Annotated in this window: 17 protein-coding genes; 8 read left to right on the top strand and 9 right to left on the bottom strand. The window is 62.0% G+C overall.

Annotation, left to right across the window (positions count from 1 at the left end):
• Positions 1–369, bottom strand: a 369-nt coding sequence (locus tag RTQ46_RS12630) for a hypothetical protein (RefSeq protein WP_312437021.1), incomplete at its 3' end; no start/stop codon positions are given.
• A gap of 357 nt (positions 370–726) precedes the next feature.
• Here RTQ46_RS12630 and RTQ46_RS12635 point away from each other — a divergent pair.
• Complete coding sequence (locus RTQ46_RS12635) at positions 727–1263, top strand: YggT family protein (RefSeq protein ID WP_312437022.1); 537 nt, start codon at positions 727–729, stop codon at positions 1261–1263.
• 128 nt (positions 1264–1391) lie between these two features.
• Here RTQ46_RS12635 and RTQ46_RS12640 read toward each other — a convergent pair whose 3' ends face one another.
• From RTQ46_RS12640 to RTQ46_RS12675, 8 genes are all read right to left on the bottom strand, one after another.
• The gene (locus RTQ46_RS12640) at positions 1392–2330 is read right to left on the bottom strand and encodes a carbohydrate kinase family protein (RefSeq protein ID WP_312437023.1); all 939 of its coding nucleotides are present in this window, start codon (positions 2328–2330) and stop codon (positions 1392–1394) included.
• Between the two features lie 11 nt (positions 2331–2341).
• Positions 2342–3613: a DUF3426 domain-containing protein gene (locus tag RTQ46_RS12645; RefSeq protein ID WP_312437024.1), complete on the bottom strand. Its 1272-nt coding sequence runs from the start codon at positions 3611–3613 to the stop codon at positions 2342–2344.
• An 8-nt stretch (positions 3614–3621) separates the two neighbouring features.
• Complete coding sequence (gene prmA, locus RTQ46_RS12650) at positions 3622–4566, bottom strand: 50S ribosomal protein L11 methyltransferase (RefSeq protein WP_312437025.1); 945 nt, start codon at positions 4564–4566, stop codon at positions 3622–3624.
• Positions 4563–5978 carry an acetyl-CoA carboxylase biotin carboxylase subunit gene (gene accC, locus RTQ46_RS12655; protein WP_312437027.1) on the bottom strand — a complete coding sequence of 472 codons (1416 nt, stop codon included), beginning with the start codon at positions 5976–5978 and terminating at the stop codon, positions 4563–4565. The genes prmA and accC overlap by 4 nt, the downstream gene beginning before the upstream one ends.
• 103 nt (positions 5979–6081) lie before the next feature.
• A complete protein-coding gene (gene accB / locus RTQ46_RS12660; RefSeq protein ID WP_312437029.1) occupies positions 6082–6546 on the bottom strand; it encodes an acetyl-CoA carboxylase biotin carboxyl carrier protein in 465 nt (154 codons plus the stop codon).
• A 91-nt stretch (positions 6547–6637) separates the two neighbouring features.
• Entirely contained in the window at positions 6638–7075 is a 438-nt protein-coding gene (gene aroQ / locus RTQ46_RS12665; RefSeq protein ID WP_308924451.1) for a type II 3-dehydroquinate dehydratase, read from the bottom strand.
• A gap of 83 nt (positions 7076–7158) precedes the next feature.
• A complete protein-coding gene (locus tag RTQ46_RS12670; protein WP_312437031.1) occupies positions 7159–7710 on the bottom strand; it encodes a TlpA disulfide reductase family protein in 552 nt (183 codons plus the stop codon).
• Positions 7711–7734: 24 nt separating this feature from the next.
• Positions 7735–8355 (bottom strand): hypothetical protein, encoded by a 621-nt coding sequence (locus RTQ46_RS12675; RefSeq protein WP_312437032.1) that lies wholly within the window; start codon positions 8353–8355, stop codon positions 7735–7737.
• Between the two features lie 102 nt (positions 8356–8457).
• On the opposite strand from RTQ46_RS12675, the gene mpl reads away from it, so the two are divergent.
• The 7 genes from mpl to RTQ46_RS12710 form a co-directional block, all read left to right on the top strand.
• Complete coding sequence (gene mpl, locus RTQ46_RS12680) at positions 8458–9834, top strand: UDP-N-acetylmuramate:L-alanyl-gamma-D-glutamyl-meso-diaminopimelate ligase (RefSeq protein WP_312437033.1); 1377 nt, start codon at positions 8458–8460, stop codon at positions 9832–9834.
• Positions 9831–10415, top strand: a complete 585-nt coding sequence (locus RTQ46_RS12685; RefSeq protein WP_312437034.1) for a YqiA/YcfP family alpha/beta fold hydrolase — start codon at positions 9831–9833, stop codon at positions 10413–10415. The genes mpl and RTQ46_RS12685 overlap by 4 nt, the downstream gene beginning before the upstream one ends.
• Positions 10412–11026: a chorismate lyase gene (locus RTQ46_RS12690; RefSeq protein ID WP_312437035.1), complete on the top strand. Its 615-nt coding sequence runs from the start codon at positions 10412–10414 to the stop codon at positions 11024–11026. Before RTQ46_RS12685 ends, RTQ46_RS12690 begins: the two co-directional genes overlap by 4 nt.
• Before the next feature lie 2 nt (positions 11027–11028).
• Positions 11029–13089 carry a ribonuclease catalytic domain-containing protein gene (locus tag RTQ46_RS12695; RefSeq protein ID WP_312437036.1) on the top strand — a complete coding sequence of 687 codons (2061 nt, stop codon included), beginning with the start codon at positions 11029–11031 and terminating at the stop codon, positions 13087–13089.
• 302 nt (positions 13090–13391) lie between these two features.
• Positions 13392–14912, top strand: a complete 1521-nt coding sequence (locus tag RTQ46_RS12700; protein WP_312437037.1) for a TolC family protein — start codon at positions 13392–13394, stop codon at positions 14910–14912.
• Positions 14912–15733 (top strand): efflux RND transporter periplasmic adaptor subunit, encoded by an 822-nt coding sequence (locus RTQ46_RS12705; RefSeq protein WP_312437038.1) that lies wholly within the window; start codon positions 14912–14914, stop codon positions 15731–15733. Before RTQ46_RS12700 ends, RTQ46_RS12705 begins: the two co-directional genes overlap by 1 nt.
• A 33-nt stretch (positions 15734–15766) precedes the next feature.
• Positions 15767–18587 (top strand): tandem-95 repeat protein (locus RTQ46_RS12710; RefSeq protein WP_312437039.1); only part of this gene is annotated, 2821 nt, incomplete at its 3' end.

Below are 18587 nucleotides of genomic sequence, written 5' to 3' on the forward strand. Positions count from 1 at the left end.
CAAGCCAGCAGCAAAAGCAGCAGCCAAGCCAGCAGCGAAACCTGCAGCAAAAGCAATCGCCAAGCCAGCAGCAAAACCTGCGGCCAAAGCGGCAGCCAAGCCAGCAGCAAAAGCAGCAGCCAAACCAGCGGCAAAAGCAGCAGCAAAACCTGCAGCAAAACCTGCAGCCAAGCCAGCGGCCAAAGCAGCAGCCAAGCCAGCAGCCAAAGCCGCCGCCAAGCCAGCAACGAAAGTAGCGGCCAAACCGGCAGCGAAGGTTGCAGCTAAAGCTGAAGCCAAACCGGCAGCGAAACCTGCCGCCAAAGCAGCAGCCAAGCCGGCAGCGGCCAAGCCGGCAGCGGCAAAACCTGCAGCAAAAGCGGCGGCCAAGCCCGCGGCCAAAGCAGCAGCCAAGCCGGCCGCCGCACCAGCCGCAGCGCCAGTCGCCGCAGCTCCGGTAGCCACCGCAGAAGCTGCACCGGCAGCGACGCCGGCAGCCGCAGCACCTGCCGCAGCCAAGCCAGCCGCCAAGAAGGCCGCGCCTAAAAAGGCCGCGCCGAAAGCGGAAGCGGCCAAGCCTGCAGCAGCGCCGATCGCACCCGTAGCAAAAACCGTGTTGGCACCGGCCGCAGCCTGGCCATTCCCAACCAGCACCCGCCCATCGTAATGTGACGAAGCGGGTGCCTGGGTGAGGCAACACGCCGCTGTGTGATAATCACACAGCGGTTTTTTTTTGGAGAATTTTTTGTGCTGATCACTATCCTTACATTGATCGTTGATACCATCGCCACGCTGCTGGGCGGCGTCCTGCTGCTGCGTTTCTGGATGCAGGCCGTGCGCGTGCGTCCACCCTCGTCGGTGGCGCAGTTCACCTTTCAATTGTCCGACTGGCTGGTGCGTCCGCTGCGCCGCGTGGTGCCGGGCGTGGGCGGCTATGACTGGGCCAGCCTGATCGGCGCCTTCCTGATCGTGCTGCTGGCCACCTGCATCTGGTTTATCGCCGGCCTGCCGGTCGAAGCGGTGCTGCTGAAAGCCCTGCAGCGCTTCCTGCAATGGATACTGTACGGTTTCATGGCGCTGCTGATCATCGAAGCCATCTTCAGCTGGGTCAACCCGCATGCGCCGCTGGCGCCGTTCGTGCGCGCCCTGAACGAGCCGCTGCTGCGTCCGATCCGCAAGGTAGTGCCGCTGGTGGGCAGCCTGGATCTGTCGCTGCTGGTGGCGCTGATCCTGCTGCAGATTGCGCAGATGCTGGTGGGGATGATTTTTGTGATGGGACGGTGATGCGGGTCGGGTAGGTCGGGTTAGCGCTTCGCGCGTAACCCGACAACACCGTTGGCGTGGCCGGTGGTGAGGTCGGATTACGGCCTGCGGCCTAATCCGACCTACCCGACCTACGGCATCAATGGATATTAATAGCGGTAACCGAACGCCGCTTCAAACTGGTCGGCGATGCTTTCCGGCGTAAACACATGGTTCTGCGCGCCCTGGGTGGCGATCTTGATCGCGCCCAGCAGGCTGGCCAGGCGGCCGCTGGTTTCCCAGCCCAGGTCGTTGGTGATGCCGAACAGCAGCCCGGCGCGGTAGGCATCGCCGCAGCCGGTCGGGTCCAGCACTTCCTTGGCGACCACGACAGGAATGTCGATGCGCTTGCCGCCCGTGTAAATTTCCGACCCCTTTTCGCCGCGCGTGACGATCAGCGCTTCCAGGCGGCTGGCGATGTCCGGCAGGGTCAGGCCCGTGCGTTCCATCAACATTTCCATTTCATAGTCGTTGGCCGACACATAGGTGGCTTTGTTGATGAAGTCGATCAGCTGCTCGCCATTGAACATCGGCAGTTGCTGGCCCGGATCGAACATGAACGGAATGTCCAGTTCGGCCAGGTCGGCGGCGTGCTTGAGCATGCCCTGGTCGCCATCCGGCGAGATGATGGCCACGCGGGCCGGGCCTGCGTTGGCGATCGGGTTTTCATGCGCGAACGACATGGCGCCAGGATGGAAGGCGTTGATCTGGTTGTTGTCGCTGTCGGCCGTGACGAAGCACTGCGCGTTGTAGCTGTCGGCCTTGATCAGGATATTGGCGGTCGAGATGCCCAGCTTTTGCAGGCGCTCCAGGTAGGCGGCGCTGTCCTGGCCCATCACGCCGACGATGCGCGGATCGCCACCGAGCATTTTCAGGCTGTAGGCGATATTGCCCGAGCAGCCGCCGAACTCGGTGCGCATGGTCGGCACCAGGAACGAGACATTCACCTTGTGCAGCTGGTCGGCCAGCAGCGACTCGCCGAAGCGGCCCGGGAATTGCATGATGGTGTCGGTGGCAAGCGAGCCGCAGATCAACGAAGTTTTGGTCATGATAGTGTCAGTTAGGGGTAAAAGATGGCGATATGGTAGCCAGACGCCGTGAGCTGGTCGAGTGTGAAATACAGTCTGATGTTCTGCTCGGAACGCGGTGCAAAGCCCTTGGCCACATCGGTGCCGGCCGGCAGGTAGTCGCGCGGCGCGACCACGCGGCGCAGCACGGGCTTGCCGTCGTCGTCGTTGAGAATCAGTTCGATGCTGGGCCAGGCCTGCACGCTGCGGCCCAGGTTGCGCAGCTGCGAGACATACGAAAAGCGCTGCGGCGCCAGCGTCTGCAATTCACCCTGCTCGATGGCCAGCGCTTCGATCTGGGCCGGCAGCTCGACCCGGCAGCCGCTGACCGAACACAGCGCGGCCAGCGCCGGCTTGAACTGCGGGAATTGCGCGGCCAGCGGATTGCGGAAGGTGGTCATCACCTGCAGCAGCAACAGCAGCAGCAAGGCCACCGCACCGCATGCCATGGCGATGCGCAGGGCCTTGCCGCTCTGTTCGCGGCGGCGGCCCTGCGTTACAAAAGCCGGTTCGTCAGGAGCGGGCGGCAAGATGACGTCGTCTGTCTCCAGTTCCATATCCGCCGGCTCTGCGGCGGGCAGGTCGAATGAGTGATCGGTGAAGGTCGGTTCCTGGCGCGCATCGGAGGCGGGCCTGGCAAGCGGCTTGTCCAGGCTGACTTTTTCCACGGGCGCAAGGGACGCCACAGGCGCCTGGTCCTCCAGCTTCGGTTCGCGCCGGCTGTCGCGCAAATACGTGACAAAGGCGGGCGCTTCCTCGCTCTGGCGGCGGCGGAATGGCGCCATCGGCACGGGCACGGCGGCAGGCGGGACATCCGCTTCAGGCGGGGCCGGATTGCTCGCTTCGCCAGGCACGGATGGATCGATATCGAGATCGAGGTCGATCGGTTCGCCGTCGTCCAGCTCGTCTTCTTCGGGAAGGTCATCGGCCTTGAGCTGCGCCGTTTCAGGCAGGATGCCGAACGGGTCGAACGAGGTATCGAAGTCGAGCGAATAGATGGGTTCGTCGTCGTCGCTGGCGAAAGGCGGCGAATTGTCGGGGATATCGAGCGACAGCGGCGGCGCGGAAAGGGAAATAACCGGCGCAGAAGCCGGAGCCGGTCCCGCAGACGGCAACAATGCCGCGGCTGGATCGACCAGCGCGGCATTGCCGTCAAACACTTCCTTGCATGTGCCACAGCGCACGATGCCCCCACGTAATTTCAACTGGTCAGCAGCGACTCGAAATATCGTGTTGCAATGGGGGCATTTGGTGGCGAGGGCCATTGCTGTGCTTACGCACCTTCCGCGCGCGGTACCGGCGCGGCATCGCTACCCAGGCGGCCGTGCAGCGCGACCCAGCCGTCCTGCTCCGCCCACACACCGAGCTGAATGAACGGGGCGTAGGCAGCCGCCACTTCTTGCGCCTGGCGCGCCAGCACGCCCGACAGAATCAAGGCACCGCCGTCGGCCACGCGGCCCGACAGCATTGGCGCCATCAGCTTCAATGGGCTCGACAGGATATTGGCCACCACGATATCGAATTTCGCTGTGGCGTGTGCCGAGGTGGCGAACGTGTCGGGCAGGAAGTATTCGATCTCGCAGCCGTTGCGTTCGGCATTGTCGCGCGCCGATTCGATCGCCTGCGGGTCGATATCGACGCCGGCGACAGTTTCCGCACCGAGTTTCTTGGCGACCATCGCCAGGATGCCCGAGCCGCAACCGTAGTCGAGCACCGTCTTGCCGGGCGCGGGATGCGCTTCCAGCCATTCCATGCACAGGCGCGTGGTCGGGTGGCTGCCCGTACCGAAGGCCAGGCCCGGGTCCAGTTCCAGGATCAGGCCGTCAGGGTCCGGTGCTTCGTGCCAGCTCGGCACGACCCAGATGTTCTTGCCGATGTGGATAGGCGCGAATTGCGATTGCGTCAGGCGCACCCAGTCCTGCTCTTCGACCGGGCGGGTGGTGAAGGCCGGTGCGTCGGCCAGGCCGATCGCTGCTGCAGCATCCGCCACGATGGCCGCCTGGTCGGCGTCGACATCGGTCAGCGCGACCACGCGGCTGCGTTCCCACGCCGCTTCCTTCGGTTCCATGCCCGGCTCGCCGAACAGCGGCTGCTCGGCGTCCGTGCCTTCGTCGGCGTCTTCCACCGAGACCGACAGGGCGCCCGCTTCCATCAGCGCGTCAGACATCGCCTCGGCGTTGTCGCGGGCGATTTCGATGACGATTTCAGTCCAGCTCATGCGCCCGCCTTGATTTCGGATTTCTTGGCAATGCTCGGCGTGTCGCCGTGGATATTCTTGCCCAGGTCCGGCATGTCGGCCAGCTTCTGCTCCAGGTAATGGATGTTGGTGCCGCCTTCGATGAAGCGTGCATCGATCATCAGTTCGCGGTGCAGGGCGATATTGGTGTTGATGCCTTCGACCACCATTTCGGACAGCGCGATCTGCATGCGGCGGATGGCCTGTTCGCGCGTGGCGCCGTAAGCGATCACTTTGCCGATCATCGAGTCGTAGTGCGGCGGCACATAGTAGCCGGCGTAGGCATGCGAATCGACGCGGATGCCGGGGCCGCCCGGTGCGTGCCAGGAAACGATCTTGCCTGGCGATGGCGTGAACTTGAACGGATCTTCCGCATTGATGCGGCACTCGATGGCGTGGCCCGACAGCAGCACGTCGCGCTGGCGGTAGCGCAGCTTTTCGCCGGCCGCGATGCGGATCTGTTCCTGCACGATGTCGATGCCGGTGATCATTTCGGTGACCGGGTGTTCCACCTGCACGCGGGTGTTCATTTCAATGAAATAGAACTCGCCGTTTTCGTACAGGAATTCGAACGTGCCGGCGCCGCGGTAGCCGATCTTGCGGCAGGCTTCGGCGCAGCGGTCGCCGATTTTTTCAATCAGTTTGCGCGGGATGCCCGGCGCTGGTGCTTCTTCGATTACCTTCTGGTGGCGGCGCTGCATCGAGCAGTCGCGCTCGCCCAGCCAGACGGCGTTCTTGTGTTCGTCGGCGAGGATCTGGATTTCCACGTGGCGCGGATTTTCCAGGTACTTCTCCATATACACTTCAGGGTTGCCGAAAGCGGTGCCCGCTTCGGTCTTGGTCATCGCCACGGCGTTGATCAGCGCGGCTTCCGTGTGCACCACGCGCATGCCGCGTCCGCCACCGCCGCCGGCCGCTTTGATGATGACCGGGTAGCCGATCTTGCGCGCAATTTGCACGATCGCTTTCGGATCGTCCGGCAATGCGCCTTCCGAGCCTGGCACGCAAGGCACGCCGGCCTTGATCATGGTCTGCTTGGCCGACACTTTGTCGCCCATCAGGCGGATCGATTCGGAACGGGGGCCGATAAACACGAAGCCCGATTTTTCGACGCGTTCGGCGAAGTCGGCGTTTTCCGACAGGAAGCCGTAGCCAGGGTGGATCGCTTGCGCGTCCGTCACTTCAGCGGCGCTGATAATGGCTGGCATGTTCAGGTAGCTCAGGGCCGACTGTGCCGGCCCGATGCAAACGGATTCGTCGGCCAGCTTGACGTATTTCGCGTCCTTGTCGGCTTCGGAGTGGACCACAACCGTTTTGATGCCCATTTCGCGGCAGGCGCGCTGAATACGGAGGGCGATTTCACCACGGTTGGCAATCAGGATTTTTTCAAACATGGTAGGTTCGCGTATGTCTGTGAGAGCCGGCAAGCCGGCGAAACAACAAGTGTGAGGGGCGTAAAACTGCAAACGGCCGTTGCCGGCCGTCTGGACAGGGTTATCAGCCGATCACGAACAGGGGTTGACCGAATTCGACCGGCTGGCCGTTTTCAACCAGGATCTGGGTGACGACGCCGGCTTTGTCGGAATCGATTTCATTCAACAGCTTCATCGCTTCGATGATGCACAGGGTATCGCCTTCTTTCACGGTGGAACCGACTTCAACGTAGGCGGCGCTGCCAGGAGCGGACGAACGGTAGAAGGTGCCAACCATCGGCGACTTGACCACGTAGCCGGTCGGCTCGGCGGCCACGGCCACCGGAGCGGCGGCTGGCGCAGGGGCTGCTTGCGGCGCGGCCTGGTAAGGGGCTTGCATGCCTTGCGGCTGCATCATGACCATCTGGTTTTGCGGCATGGCCGACGATTTGACGATGCGAACCTTGCTTTCGCCCTCGGTCACTTCCAGCTCTGCGATATCCGATTCGGCGACCAGGTCGATCAAGGTCTTGAGTTTTCGTAGATCCATGTAAAACCCCTAGGAATGTAATTTGTTTTATAAGTGATGCGGTGCGGTCAGAAGACCCGTCGCCGCGCTAATTGCATGCAGATCGCGTAGATTAACGTTTTTTAAGCGCAAAGTCGATGGCAAACCGATATCCATCGATACCCAGCCCGCAGATCGTTCCCTGCGCGATCGCGCTCAGAAATGAGTGATGACGAAACGTTTCGCGTTGATAAATATTCGAGATATGTACTTCCACAAACGGAATGGCCACCCCGGCCAGTGCATCGCGCAATGCCACGCTGGTATGGGTCAGGCCACCCGGATTGATGACGATCGCGTCCACCCCTTCCGCTCGCGCGGCGTGGATACGGTCGATCAGTGCACCTTCGTGATTACTCTGGAAGCATACCAGATCGGCGCCCGCCGCCAACGCTTGCGCCATGGCGGCCTGCTCGATATCGGCCAGGGTACTGGCGCCGTAGACCTCAGGCTCGCGCGTTCCCAGCAAATTCAGGTTGGGACCGTTGAGCAGAAGCAGGTTTTTTGCCATGTATGGAAGACCGTTTTAGCGAAAGTTCCGCATTTTGCCGCCAAAGATACGCATTGGCAAGAGAAAAAAGCACGCTGTCGAATTTACAATTTCGCCAGGTCCGCGCGCAACTGATCAAATTTCAGCCGGCCCAGATAGGTCTTCTTGACTTCGCCATCGGCGCCGATCAGCACCGTAAACGGCAAGCCGCCGGTGGCGTTGCCGAAATGGCGCGACAGGTCAGTGCCGCTCATGCCCGACACGTACACCGGATACGCGATCTTGACCTTCTCGGCAAAGGTCTTGATATTGGTGGCCGAATCGATGCCGATGCCGATAATCTGCAGGTTCTTGCCGGCAAATTCGCCTTGTACTTCGGACAGCTCCGGCATTTCCTGCACGCATGGCGGGCACCACGGCGCCCAGAAGTTGACCAGCACGTTCTTGCCTTTCCATTGCGACAAGGCTTGCGTGGCGCCGGCCGCGTCCGGCAGCGACAATGCATACAGCTCATTGACGGGGCCGCTGGCGCCCGGCGCAATCGTGGTTGTGACCGGATCGGCGTGCTGTTTGCTCTTGTTGATGCCGACATAGGCGCCCATGGCGCCGAACAGCAGGGCCACGATGGCGCAGGCAATAATATTCTTTTTGGTCATATTGATTCAGGTAAAGGTTTTTGTTCATTCTGCCTGAGACTGGCTCAGCAGGGTGCGCAGGCCGGCGATATCGGTGCGCACGACCTTGCCGTCCGCCTTGGGCTTGAGCGCGCCGCGCATGTCGTCGAGTTCATACATGGCCGCATGCACGCCTTCGTTTTTCCACAGGAAACTGGCCGTCTCGACCGCATCATAGCGCGGCCCCTTGAAATGCGGCGTTTCCGACATGTCCAGCACCACGTTTTTATTGAGCAAGAAGATATGGATATCCTTGGCGCTCTCGGCAAACAGCTGCAGGTAGATTTCGTCGTGCGGGCCGGCCGTACCATTGAGCACGGGACCGCTGAGCAGCGGATGAAATTGTTGCAGTGCTTCCATCACCTGCAGCGCGATCGTGCGCAGCTGGAACAGCCGCGCCGGCTGGCTGTCGGCCAGGAACAGGGCGTTGTAGAGCCTGACCTGTTCCTCGATCATCTCATTGTCGGGCAGCACATTCGAGCCACCGGGCGCGTCGCCCAGGACCTGGCGCGCCGCCTTGCGCTTGGCGCTGCCATAGTCGGCGCCATCCTGCGCCACCAGGCGGGCGGCAGCGGCGGCAATTTCCAGGCGTAATTGCCTGGTGTCATCAAAAGCATCGGTCGTCATGAACGAGATCATACTCTGAAGCGGAAAAAACCATGGCGTCAGGTAAAATCCCACACCTGGTTTATTCCTTACATCAACAAGCACGTCTTTCGCACTGATCACATGCATATTCATATCCTCGGCATTTGCGGTACCTTCATGGGCGGCCTGGCTGTCCTGGCCAAGGAAGCCGGCCATAAAGTTACCGGCTGCGACGCCAATGTCTACCCGCCGATGAGCACCCAGCTCGAATCGCAGGGCATCGAACTGATCCAGGGTTTCGACCCGAAACAGACCGAGCTCAATCCGGATTTATATGTGATCGGCAATGTGGTGTCGCGCGGCAACCCGCTGGTCGAGGAAATCCTCAACCGCAGCCTGCCGTATGTATCGGGCCCGCAATGGATCGGCGAACATATCCTGCGCAATAAATGGGTGCTGGCCGTGGCCGGTACGCATGGCAAGACCACGACCTCGGCCATGCTGGCCTGGATACTGGAAGACGCCGGCTATGCGCCCGGCTTCCTGATCGGCGGCGTACCGATGAATTTCGGCATTTCGGCGCGCCTGTCCGGCACGATCGACGGCAAGAGTGCCGAATCGGACTTCTTCGTCATCGAAGCCGACGAATACGATACGGCGTTTTTCGACAAGCGCAGCAAGTTCGTGCATTACCATGCCAAAACGGCCGTGATGAACAACCTGGAATACGATCATGCCGACATCTTCCCCGATCTGCATGCAATCGAGACCCAGTTCCACCATCTGGTGCGCACTGTGCCCGGCATCGGCCGCCTGGTCTTCAATGGCGATGAAGCGTCGCTGCAGCGCGTGCTGGAGCGCGGCTGCTGGAGCGAACAGGAAAGTTTTGGTGAGCATGCCGACTGGCAATTGACGGAACAGGAGCACGGCAGCTTCGACGTGCTGTTCAAGGGCAAGCACGAAGGCCACGTGGCCTGGTCGCTGACGGGCAAGCACAACCGCAGCAATGCGCTGGCGGCAATCGCTGCCGCGCGCCATGTGGGCGTGCCGATTGCCCAGGCCTGCGATTCGCTGGCCACCTTCGAGAGCGTCAAGCGGCGCATGGAAGTGCGCGGCGTGGTCGACAATATTACCGTATATGACGATTTTGCCCACCATCCGACGGCGATTGCCACCACCGTGGGCGGACTGCGCCAAAAAATTGGACGTACCGGCCGTATCCTGGCGGTGCTGGAACCGCGCTCGAACACCATGAAGCTGGGCGCCATGAAAGACGCCTTGCCGGGCAGCCTCAAGGATGCCGACCTGGTGTTCGGCTTTGGCAGCCAGCAATCGCTGGGCTGGAGCCTGGGCGATGCGCTGGCACCGCTGGGCAAGATTGCCAGCGCGTATGAAGAGATCGATGCGCTGGTGGCCGCCGTGGCGGCAGCGGCGCGTCCGGGCGACCAGATCATCGTGATGAGCAATGGCGGCTTTGGCGGCGTGCACCAGAAACTGCTGGAGGCGCTGGGCCGATGATACTGTACCTGCATGGATTCCGTTCGTCGCCGCTGTCGATGAAGTCGCGCCTGCTGGCCGCGCAGATGCAGGCGCTGGGCCGCAGCGAAGAATGGCGGTGTCCGCAACTGCCGGCCTCGCCGAAGCTGGCGATCGGGCTGGCCCTGTCGCTGGTCAAGGATGTACCGGCGGAACAGTTGACGATAATCGGCTCCTCGCTGGGCGGCTATTACGCCACCTGGCTGGCCGAACAGCTGGGCTGCCGCGCGGTGCTGCTCAATCCCGCCATCGTGCCGCTGCTGGATTTGGAGCAGCACGTGGGCGTGACGACGGCGTTTCATTCCGACGAGCCATTCGAATTCAAGCGCGACTATATTGAAGAGCTGCGCACGTATGCGGTGCCGGCCATTACGCGGCCAGAACGGTATTTCCTGATCGCCGCCACCGGCGACGAAGTGCTCGACTACCGCGACATGGTGGCGCATTATGCAGGGGCGCAGCAAACGATCATTGAAGGCAGCGATCACGGCATCAGCGGCTTTGCCGGTTACCTGGCGCCGGTATTGCAATTTTGCGGCATCGACCCGGAAGCTGGCCGGTGAGGCCGGGCTCGTTGCGGCAGGCGCAGTGGCATGCGCATGTCAACGCCGTCAATGCGCCGCCCGCTTTGCGCCACTGGCTGACCGCCGGCGGCTCGCTGACGGCCAGGCTGAAAGCCCATAGCCGGGCGTTTCGCGTGCAATGCCTGCATCAGGAAACGGCGCGCTGCCTGACGGATGAAGCGGCCGTTATCGGCCTGCACCGGGCGGGGCGGGTGTGGGAGCGCGAAGTGCTGCTGCGCTGCGACGGCCAGCCGGCCGTGTTTGGCCATACCGTGGTGCCGATGCAGGCCACGGCCACCGACTGGCCGCTGTTTTCCGCGCTCGGCGAACGCTCGCTGGGCACGACGCTGTTTGGCGACCGCATGGTGCGCCGCGGCACTCTCGAATTTGCGCGCCTGCGCGCCGGCCATCCGCTGGTGCAGCGGGCCCAGGCGGCACTGGCGCTTGAAGGGCGCCGTGCCAACGATCAGGCGCAGTTCTTTGCGCGCCGCTGCCTGTATCAGCGCCATCAAGGGCTGCTGCTGGTGACGGAAGTTTTTTTGCCGGCGGTGCTGGAGTTGCAACTTGTCACTCGCACCGCTGCACCCGATACATTACTTAACAAAGCATAACAATGAATCTATTTTTTGAAGAATCCGGCGATTTCAAGGTCGGTACGGTCTTGTCGCAGGCAGGCGAGGCATATCAGGTCGAAATGGCCAGCGGCAAGCGCACCAAGGTCAAAGTAAAAGATGTGCTGCTGCAATATGAAAAGCCGGCCCCGGGTGAACTGCTGGAGCAGGCGAAAGGCGTTGCCGCCGAGATCGACCTCGATTTCCTGTGGGAAGTGGCAGGCGAAGAAGAGTTCGGCTTTGCCGAGCTGGGCGCCGAATACTTCGGCCACGCGCCGCTGCCGTTCGAAGCTGCCGGCCTGATCCTGTCGCTGCATTCGGCGCCCGTGTATTTCTACAAGAAGGGCCGTGGCCGCTACAAGGCAGCGCCGGAAGCGTCGCTGAAAGCCGCGCTGGCCGGGATCGAAAAGAAAAAGCAGCAGGCGCTGGTGCAGGCGTCGTATGTGGAAGAACTCAAGCAGAACCGCCTGCCGGCCTCGATGCAGCCGATGGTGCTGCAGTTGCTGTTCAAGCCCGACAAGAACACCATCGAATACAAGGCGCTGGAAGCGGCGTGCACGGAATTGCATACCAGCGCGCCGCGCCTGATGCTGGCCACCGGCGGCGTCGCCACGCCAAAAGACCTGCACTTGTCGAAGTTCTTGTTCGAGAACTTCCCGAAAGGCGCCGGGTTCCCCAACGTGCCGGTGCCATCTGTTACCGCCAGGCTGCCGCTGGCCGAGGTGGCCGCTTTTTCCATCGATGATGTGACCACCACCGAGATCGACGATGCATTCTCGGTGCAGCCCCTGCCTGACGGCATGGTGAAAGTCGGCATCCATATCGCCGCGCCGGGCCTGGGCATCCGTCCGGACGACGCGATCGACAAGATGGCGCGCCAGCGCATGTCCACCGTCTACATGCCGGGCGACAAGATCACCATGCTGCCCGACGAGATCGTCAACGCGTTTACGCTGGCCGAAGGCACGACCTGCCCGGCGCTGTCGCTGTACGCCACGCTCGACCCGAAAGCGGACTGGGCCGTTATCAGCACGGAAACGCGCGCCGAGATGGTGCCGATCGCCAGCAACTTGCGCCATAACCAGCTCGACGACCTGGTCAATGAAGAAACGCTGGCCAGCGGCGAGGGCGAGTATCCGCACAAGGCGGACTTTGCCGTGCTGTGGCAGTGGGCGCAGCAGCTGGAACAGGGCCGCATGAAGAAGCGCGAAGGGTTCGGCCTGAAGCCCGAGCAGAACAACCGCGTCGATTTCAATTTCTATGTGGAAAACGATATCGTCAGCGTGGTGCGCCGCAAGCGTGGCGCGCCGCTCGACAAGATCGTCGCCGAACTGATGATCTTTGCCAACAGTACCTGGGGCAAGCTGCTGCACGACCATGGCGTGCCCGGCATCTACCGCAGCCAGGGCGGCGGCACCGGCAATGGCTGGGCGGCAAAGATGCAGGTGCGCATGGTGACCCATGCGGCGCCGCACCAGGGGCTGGGCGTGGATCAGTACGCATGGAGCACCTCGCCGCTGCGCCGGTACACCGACCTGGTCAATCAATGGCAGATCATTGCCTGCGCCGAACATGGCGTGACGGCGCCGCTGGTGGCGCCGTTCAAGCCGCGCGACGCCAATCTGTTCGCCATTGTCTCGGCGTTTGACGCGGCGTATGCGGCGTATGGCGACTTCCAGTCGAACATGGAACGCTACTGGTGCTTGCGCTGGCTGAGCCAGGAAGACGCGCGCCAGGTCGATGCCGTGGTGCTGAAGGACGAGATCCTGCGCCTGGTCGATATTCCGCTGGTGATCAAGCTGCCGGGCATGCCGGCCGTGGCCCGTGGCGCGCAAGTCAAGCTGGACCTGCTGCGCTGGGATGAAGTCGACCTGACGATCGAAGCGCGCTTGCTGGAAATTGCCGCAGCGCCAGACGATGGTATGGCTGCGCAAGAGTACGAGGAAGAAGAAGGGCAGGAGCAGGACGTACAGCTGGAAGGCGACGCCGTCGAGCCAGCCGATCCGGCAGCCGAGGTGGAGATCGCCGAAGCTACTGCCGAGGAAAATGACGTGCCAAAATAAAAAACATCGTTATTTAATAAATACCAAAGCCCGGTCGGATTGACCGGGTTTTTTTTCGTCCGTAGTGGTCAAAAAAAACCATAAGGCGTCATGAAAAGGAAACTATTTCCTAGGTGATATTGAAACGTTGTTTTATGTCTTGCTAATGAAATTTCCACACGTAAATTTGTCGAAAAGATATTGTTGAATCTATGCAGAAATGTTTCATTAAAATATAATTGGCCGAAGTCAATATTGCCCAGTAGCAAATTGATGATATAAAAATATCACGTCCATCGCTAACCTTTCTTCGCCTTCCTCTCATGCAAAAAAAAATCATCGTCCGAGCCGTAGCGGCTTGCGTCACCGTCATGCTGACGGCGTGCGGCACCATTCAAGTACAACCGTTGTCGAGCACTGAGCTGGCAGCCCAGACCGCGCTCGATCGCCAGGCCGCGCTGGAAAACGTGCCGCCAGTGGTGGGAGAGTTGTCGATGGATGAAGCGATTGCGCGCGCGCTGAAGTACAACCTCGAGCGCCGCACCCGCCTGATGGAAGAAGCACTGGCAATGAACCAGCTCGACAGTGCCAGCTGGGACATGCTGCCGCGCCTGATGGCCAACGCCGGTTACACCACGCGCAATGAAGAGCTGATCACGCGCAGCGTCGATTCGGTGACCGGCAAGCCGTCGCTGGCCAACCCGTATATTTCGTCCGAGCGCAACCACGCCGCCTATGACCTGGGCCTGACCTGGAACGCGCTGGACTTCGGCATGAGCTATATCACCGCCAAGCAGAGCGCCGACCGCGTCAATATCGCCGCCGAGCGCCGCCGCAAGGCCATGCATACGCTGATCCAGGATGTGCGCACGGCATTCTGGCGCACGGCCAGCGCACAGAAGCTGCGCGCCGAAGTACAGGAAACCATCAATCTGGCGGAAGACGCGCTGAAGGATGCGCGCAAGGCGGAAGCCGAACGCCTGCGCTCGCCCGTCGATTCGCTGCGCTACCAGCGCCAGCTGCTGGAAAACCTGCGCCTGCTCGAAAGCATCGAGCAGGAACTGTCGTCCGGCCGCGTGGAGCTGGCCCACCTGATCAACGCGCCGTTGAGCCAGGTGCTGACCGTGCGCGACCCGGGTGCGCAAGTCGACGCCGCCATGCTGGACATGCCGGTCGAGCGCATGGAAGAGCTGGCCGTCACGCAAAATGCCGATATCCGCGAGCAGTTCTACAACGCCCGTATCGCCACCGAAGAAACGCGCCGCGTGATGCTGCGCATGTTCCCCAACCTGTCGTTCAATTACGACCTGCGTTACGACAGCGACCGCTACATGATCAACAACCGCTGGAACGACGCCGGGGTGCACCTGTCGTACAACCTGTTCAACCTGCTGTCCGGCCCGGCGCAAAAACGCATGGCCGAAGCGGGCGTCAAGCTGGCCGACCAGCGCCGCATGACGGCGCAGATGACGGTGCTGACCCAGGTCCACCTGTCGCGCCTGCAATACCAGATCGCTTACAAGCAATACCAGCGCGCGGACGAAATCTGGCAAGCCGACGCCAAGATCGCCGAGCATATCAAGAACCGCGGCACGGCTCAGACGCAAGGCAAGCTGGAGCAGGTTGCCAACAGCACCACCGCCATTCTGAGCCTGCTGCGCCGCTACCAGTCGCTGGCGCAATTGCAAGCCTCGGCCAGCAAGGTGCAGGCAACCATCGGCCTCGAACCGGTGCTGGGCAGCGTGACCGACATGCCACTGGAACAGCTGACGAAAGAAGTCGGCACCTCGATGGCTGGCTGGAACAAGGGCGTGCAAGCGCCAGTACCTGCGGCGGTCAAGTGATGATGGCTCGTCCCTTTCGCCTGACCGGCCTGGCGCTGGCCGCCTTGCTGGTTACGCCGGTAATGGCGGCGCCGGCGGCAGCGCCAGCGCCGGCCGCTGCCGCCCCGCGTGCCGCTGCTCCGGCAGCCGCTGCGCCGCGCGCGGCGATGGAGCGCCAGGAAGTGCGCGCCCAGCTGGCGCCGCGCCGCTACACCACCATCGCGGCCGAGGTCGGCGCCAAGATCAGCCGCATTTCGGTCACCGAAGGCGGCAGTTTCCGCGCCGGCCAGACCCTGATCTCGCTCGACTGCTCGCTGCAGCAGGCGCAGCGCGAAAAAGCCAAGGCCATGCTGTCGGCGGCCGAGCACACCTATAACGCCAACCGCCGCCTGGAAGAGTTGCGCTCGATCGGCAAGGTCGAGCTCGAGGTATCGGAAGCCGAAGTGGGCAAGGCGAAGGCCGAGCTGGCCTATGGTGCGGCAGTGATCGGCAAATGCAGCGTGCAGGCGCCGTTTTCGGGCCGTGTCACCGAGCAGAAAGTACGTGAGCAGCAATATGTGCAACCTGGCCAGGCTTTGCTGGAAATTATCGATGATTCCGCGCTGGAACTGGAATTCATCGTGCCGTCACGCTGGCTGGCCTGGCTGAAACCTGGCTACGGCTTCCAGGTTGCCATCGATGAAACGGGCAAGACTTATCCGGCCAAGGTGCAACGCATCGGCGCGCGCGTCGATCCGGTCAGCCAGTCGGTCAAGCTGTCGGCCGCCATCGATGGGCGTTTCCCCGAGTTGATCGCTGGCATGAGTGGACGGGTCGCCCTGACGCCGCCCGCAGGCAAATAACCCACTGCAAAAACTTACTGATAAAAATACGCCATGAAAAATCCAGACCGCATCGTCATTGAAGCTTCCCCGAATCCAGTTGCGCCGGCACGACGCGCGCTCAAGCGCCGCAGTCCGGCGCCGCTGGTGCTAGAACAGCGCATCATGTTTGACGGTGCGGCGGTCGATACGGCAGCCGGTGCCAAGGTTGCCGCCGAGCATGCCGCTGCCGACGGTGCGGCGGCCGAACGCGCTGCCGCCGAAAAAGCGGCCGCGGCAGTAGCGGCGCCTGCGGCCGTGGCAACACCGGCCGAACAGACGCGTCATGAGATCATCTTTATCGAAGACAACGTGACCAATCTGCAGCAACTGGTGGCCGGCGTGCGCGATGGCGTCGAAGTAGTGGTGCTCGACCATACCCGCGATGGCCTGCAGCAGATGCTGGACGCCCTGAAAGGCCATGCGCCGGTCGATGCGATCCACCTGGTCACGCACGGTGCCAGCGGCCAGATCGAACTGGGCAGCACCATTTCAGGCGCGAATATCGAGCAGTACCGCGACCAGTTCACGCAGCTGGGTCAATCCTTGACGCTGGACGGCGACCTGCTGATCTACGGCTGCGACGTGGCCGAAGGCGCGGCCGGCCAGGCCTTTGTCGACCGCCTGGCCGATCTGACGAAGGCCGACGTGGCCGCCTCGACCGATGTCACCGGCTCGGCTGCTTTTAACGGCAACTGGACCCTGGAAGCGCAGCGCGGCGCCATCGAAACCGATACCATGGCACTGGACCGCGCCGGCTGGCAGGGCGAACTGGTGGTGGAAACCGTGTATGACGCCAACTGGCAGCAGCTGGTCTTCAATGGCGCCAACAGCACCGGGCTGACCCCCATCATTGGCAATGGCCGCAACACCGGCGATGTGATGCGCTTTAACAGCGTCATTACCATCAACGGCCAGGCGGTTGATGCGGTGGTCACCACCACGCTGGATCATGCGACGCTCAGTAGCAACGGCTACGACTCAACTTCGCAACCGTCCAACAATAACGCATACTTTCAGCCCAATATGAATGTGACTTCCGCTGGTGGCGGTGTCACGTTTACCATCGATTTCTATAAGGCCGGCAGCTATACGGGCGCAGGCACAGGCGTGGCTGTCACGTTGCAAAACGTCGCTGTCAATTCATATGATATTGACGGCTACGGTAATGGAGCGAGTGACCGTCAATATCAACAGTTCAAAGGCTTTTCGCGTTATGAACTGTCGAACAACACCTATCTGGTACCCCAAACCCAGGCAGACGGTTCAGTGACGTTTCAGTATGTATCACCGACCGGTACCAATAACGGCCCGATCGCCCAGGATGAATATCGCGTCAAGGTCTACTACGATTCGATGAGTTCCTTCCAGATCAAATCGGGCGTCAATGTCGCTGGCTCGGGTTCGCTGCAAGGCACGGCCTATTTCGCGCTCGACTTCAGTATCGGCCCTGCCTGGGCCGGCCAGACCACGGTTGTCGACAGCCCGGCCGCGCGCCTGAGCTACAGCACCACCAATTTCACCGAAGCGAGCGCCAATGACGGCTCGTTTGCGATGAGCTCGACCATCACGCTGGCCAACGGCAGTTTCAGCGGCAGCGATGGCGCGGAGCTGTCCGGCGTCACCTTTTCCAATACCCCGGCCGGCCTGACGGCGCATATCACGCGCACCAGCGCCACCACCGCCACCCTGACCTTTACCGGCAACGCCAACGCGCACGCCAATGCGAACGATATCAGCAACTTTGGCGTCAGCTTCGGCAATGGCGCCTTCAGCGGCGTGCTGGCCAGCGCCGTCACGGGCGCCGCGCGCGCCGATATCGTGGTCGACTTTGCCGATCCGGCCAACCGCGCGCCGACCGCGTCTGGCACCACCATCACCACCACCGAAGACAGCGGCAAGACCGGCAGCCTGCCAGTGGCTACCGACGCCGATGGCGATACGGTTATCTATACCAAGGGCAGCGACCCTGCGCATGGTACCGTGGCGGTCTACAACAACGGTACCTATATCTACACGCCGGCGGCCAACTACAACGGCGCCGACAGCTTCAATTACACCGTTACCGACAGCAAGGGTGCCTCGAATACGTATACCGTCACGGTCGATGTCACGCCGGTCAACGATGCGCCAACGGCATCCGCCACGGCGATCACCACGGCGGAAGATACCGTCAGGTCCGGCAGCCTGCCGGCGGCCACCGACGTCGATGGCGACACCATCACCTATGGCAAGGCCAGCGACCCGGCCCATGGCACGGTGGTGGTCAATGCCAACGGCACCTACACCTATACGCCGGCGGCCAACTACAACGGCGCCGACAGCTTTACCTACAGCGTCAGCGACGGCAATGGCGGCAGCAATACCTACACGGTGGCAATTACGGTCAGCCCGGTCAACGATGCGCCGACCGCGTCCGGCACGGCGATTACTACTGCAGAAGACACGGTCAAGTCGGGCAGCCTGCCGGCGGCCACGGATATCGATGGCGATACCGTTACCTACAGCAAGGCCACCAATCCGGCCCATGGCACGGTGGTGGTCAACCCCGACGGCACCTACACCTATACGCCGGCGGCCAACTACAACGGCACCGACAGCTTTACCTACACGGTCAGCGACGGCAATGGCGGCGGCAATACCTATACGGTGGCCGTCACGGTCAGCCCGGTCAACGATGCGCCGACCGCGTCCGGCACGGCGATTACCACTGCAGAAGACACGGTCAAGTCGGGCAGCCTGCCGGCGGCCACCGACGTTGATGGCGACACCATCACCTATGGCAAGGGCAGCGACCCGGCGCATGGCACGGTGGTGGTCAACACCGACGGCACCT

Source organism: Janthinobacterium sp. (assembly GCF_031995485.1).
In the GTDB taxonomy this organism is placed as follows: Bacteria; Pseudomonadota; Gammaproteobacteria; order Burkholderiales; family Burkholderiaceae_D; genus Janthinobacterium.

Excerpts from the sequence above, each read along its gene's own strand:
- RTQ46_RS12640 (WP_312437023.1), bottom strand. The coding sequence starts at position 2,330 with ATGACCAAAACTTCGTTGATCTGCGGCTCGCTTGCCACCGACACCATC.
- RTQ46_RS12645 (WP_312437024.1), bottom strand. The coding sequence starts at position 3,613 with ATGGCCCTCGCCACCAAATGCCCCCATTGCAACACGATATTTCGAGTC.
- prmA (WP_312437025.1), bottom strand. The coding sequence starts at position 4,566 with ATGAGCTGGACTGAAATCGTCATCGAAATCGCCCGCGACAACGCCGAG.
- accC (WP_312437027.1), bottom strand. The coding sequence starts at position 5,978 with ATGTTTGAAAAAATCCTGATTGCCAACCGTGGTGAAATCGCCCTCCGT.
- accB (WP_312437029.1), bottom strand. The coding sequence starts at position 6,546 with ATGGATCTACGAAAACTCAAGACCTTGATCGACCTGGTCGCCGAATCG.
- aroQ (WP_308924451.1), bottom strand. The coding sequence starts at position 7,075 with ATGGCAAAAAACCTGCTTCTGCTCAACGGTCCCAACCTGAATTTGCTG.
- RTQ46_RS12670 (WP_312437031.1), bottom strand. The coding sequence starts at position 7,710 with ATGACCAAAAAGAATATTATTGCCTGCGCCATCGTGGCCCTGCTGTTC.
- RTQ46_RS12675 (WP_312437032.1), bottom strand. The coding sequence starts at position 8,355 with ATGACGACCGATGCTTTTGATGACACCAGGCAATTACGCCTGGAAATT.
- mpl (WP_312437033.1), top strand. The coding sequence starts at position 8,458 with ATGCATATTCATATCCTCGGCATTTGCGGTACCTTCATGGGCGGCCTG.
- RTQ46_RS12685 (WP_312437034.1), top strand. The coding sequence starts at position 9,831 with ATGATACTGTACCTGCATGGATTCCGTTCGTCGCCGCTGTCGATGAAG.
- RTQ46_RS12695 (WP_312437036.1), top strand. The coding sequence starts at position 11,029 with ATGAATCTATTTTTTGAAGAATCCGGCGATTTCAAGGTCGGTACGGTC.
- RTQ46_RS12700 (WP_312437037.1), top strand. The coding sequence starts at position 13,392 with ATGCAAAAAAAAATCATCGTCCGAGCCGTAGCGGCTTGCGTCACCGTC.
- RTQ46_RS12705 (WP_312437038.1), top strand. The coding sequence starts at position 14,912 with ATGATGGCTCGTCCCTTTCGCCTGACCGGCCTGGCGCTGGCCGCCTTG.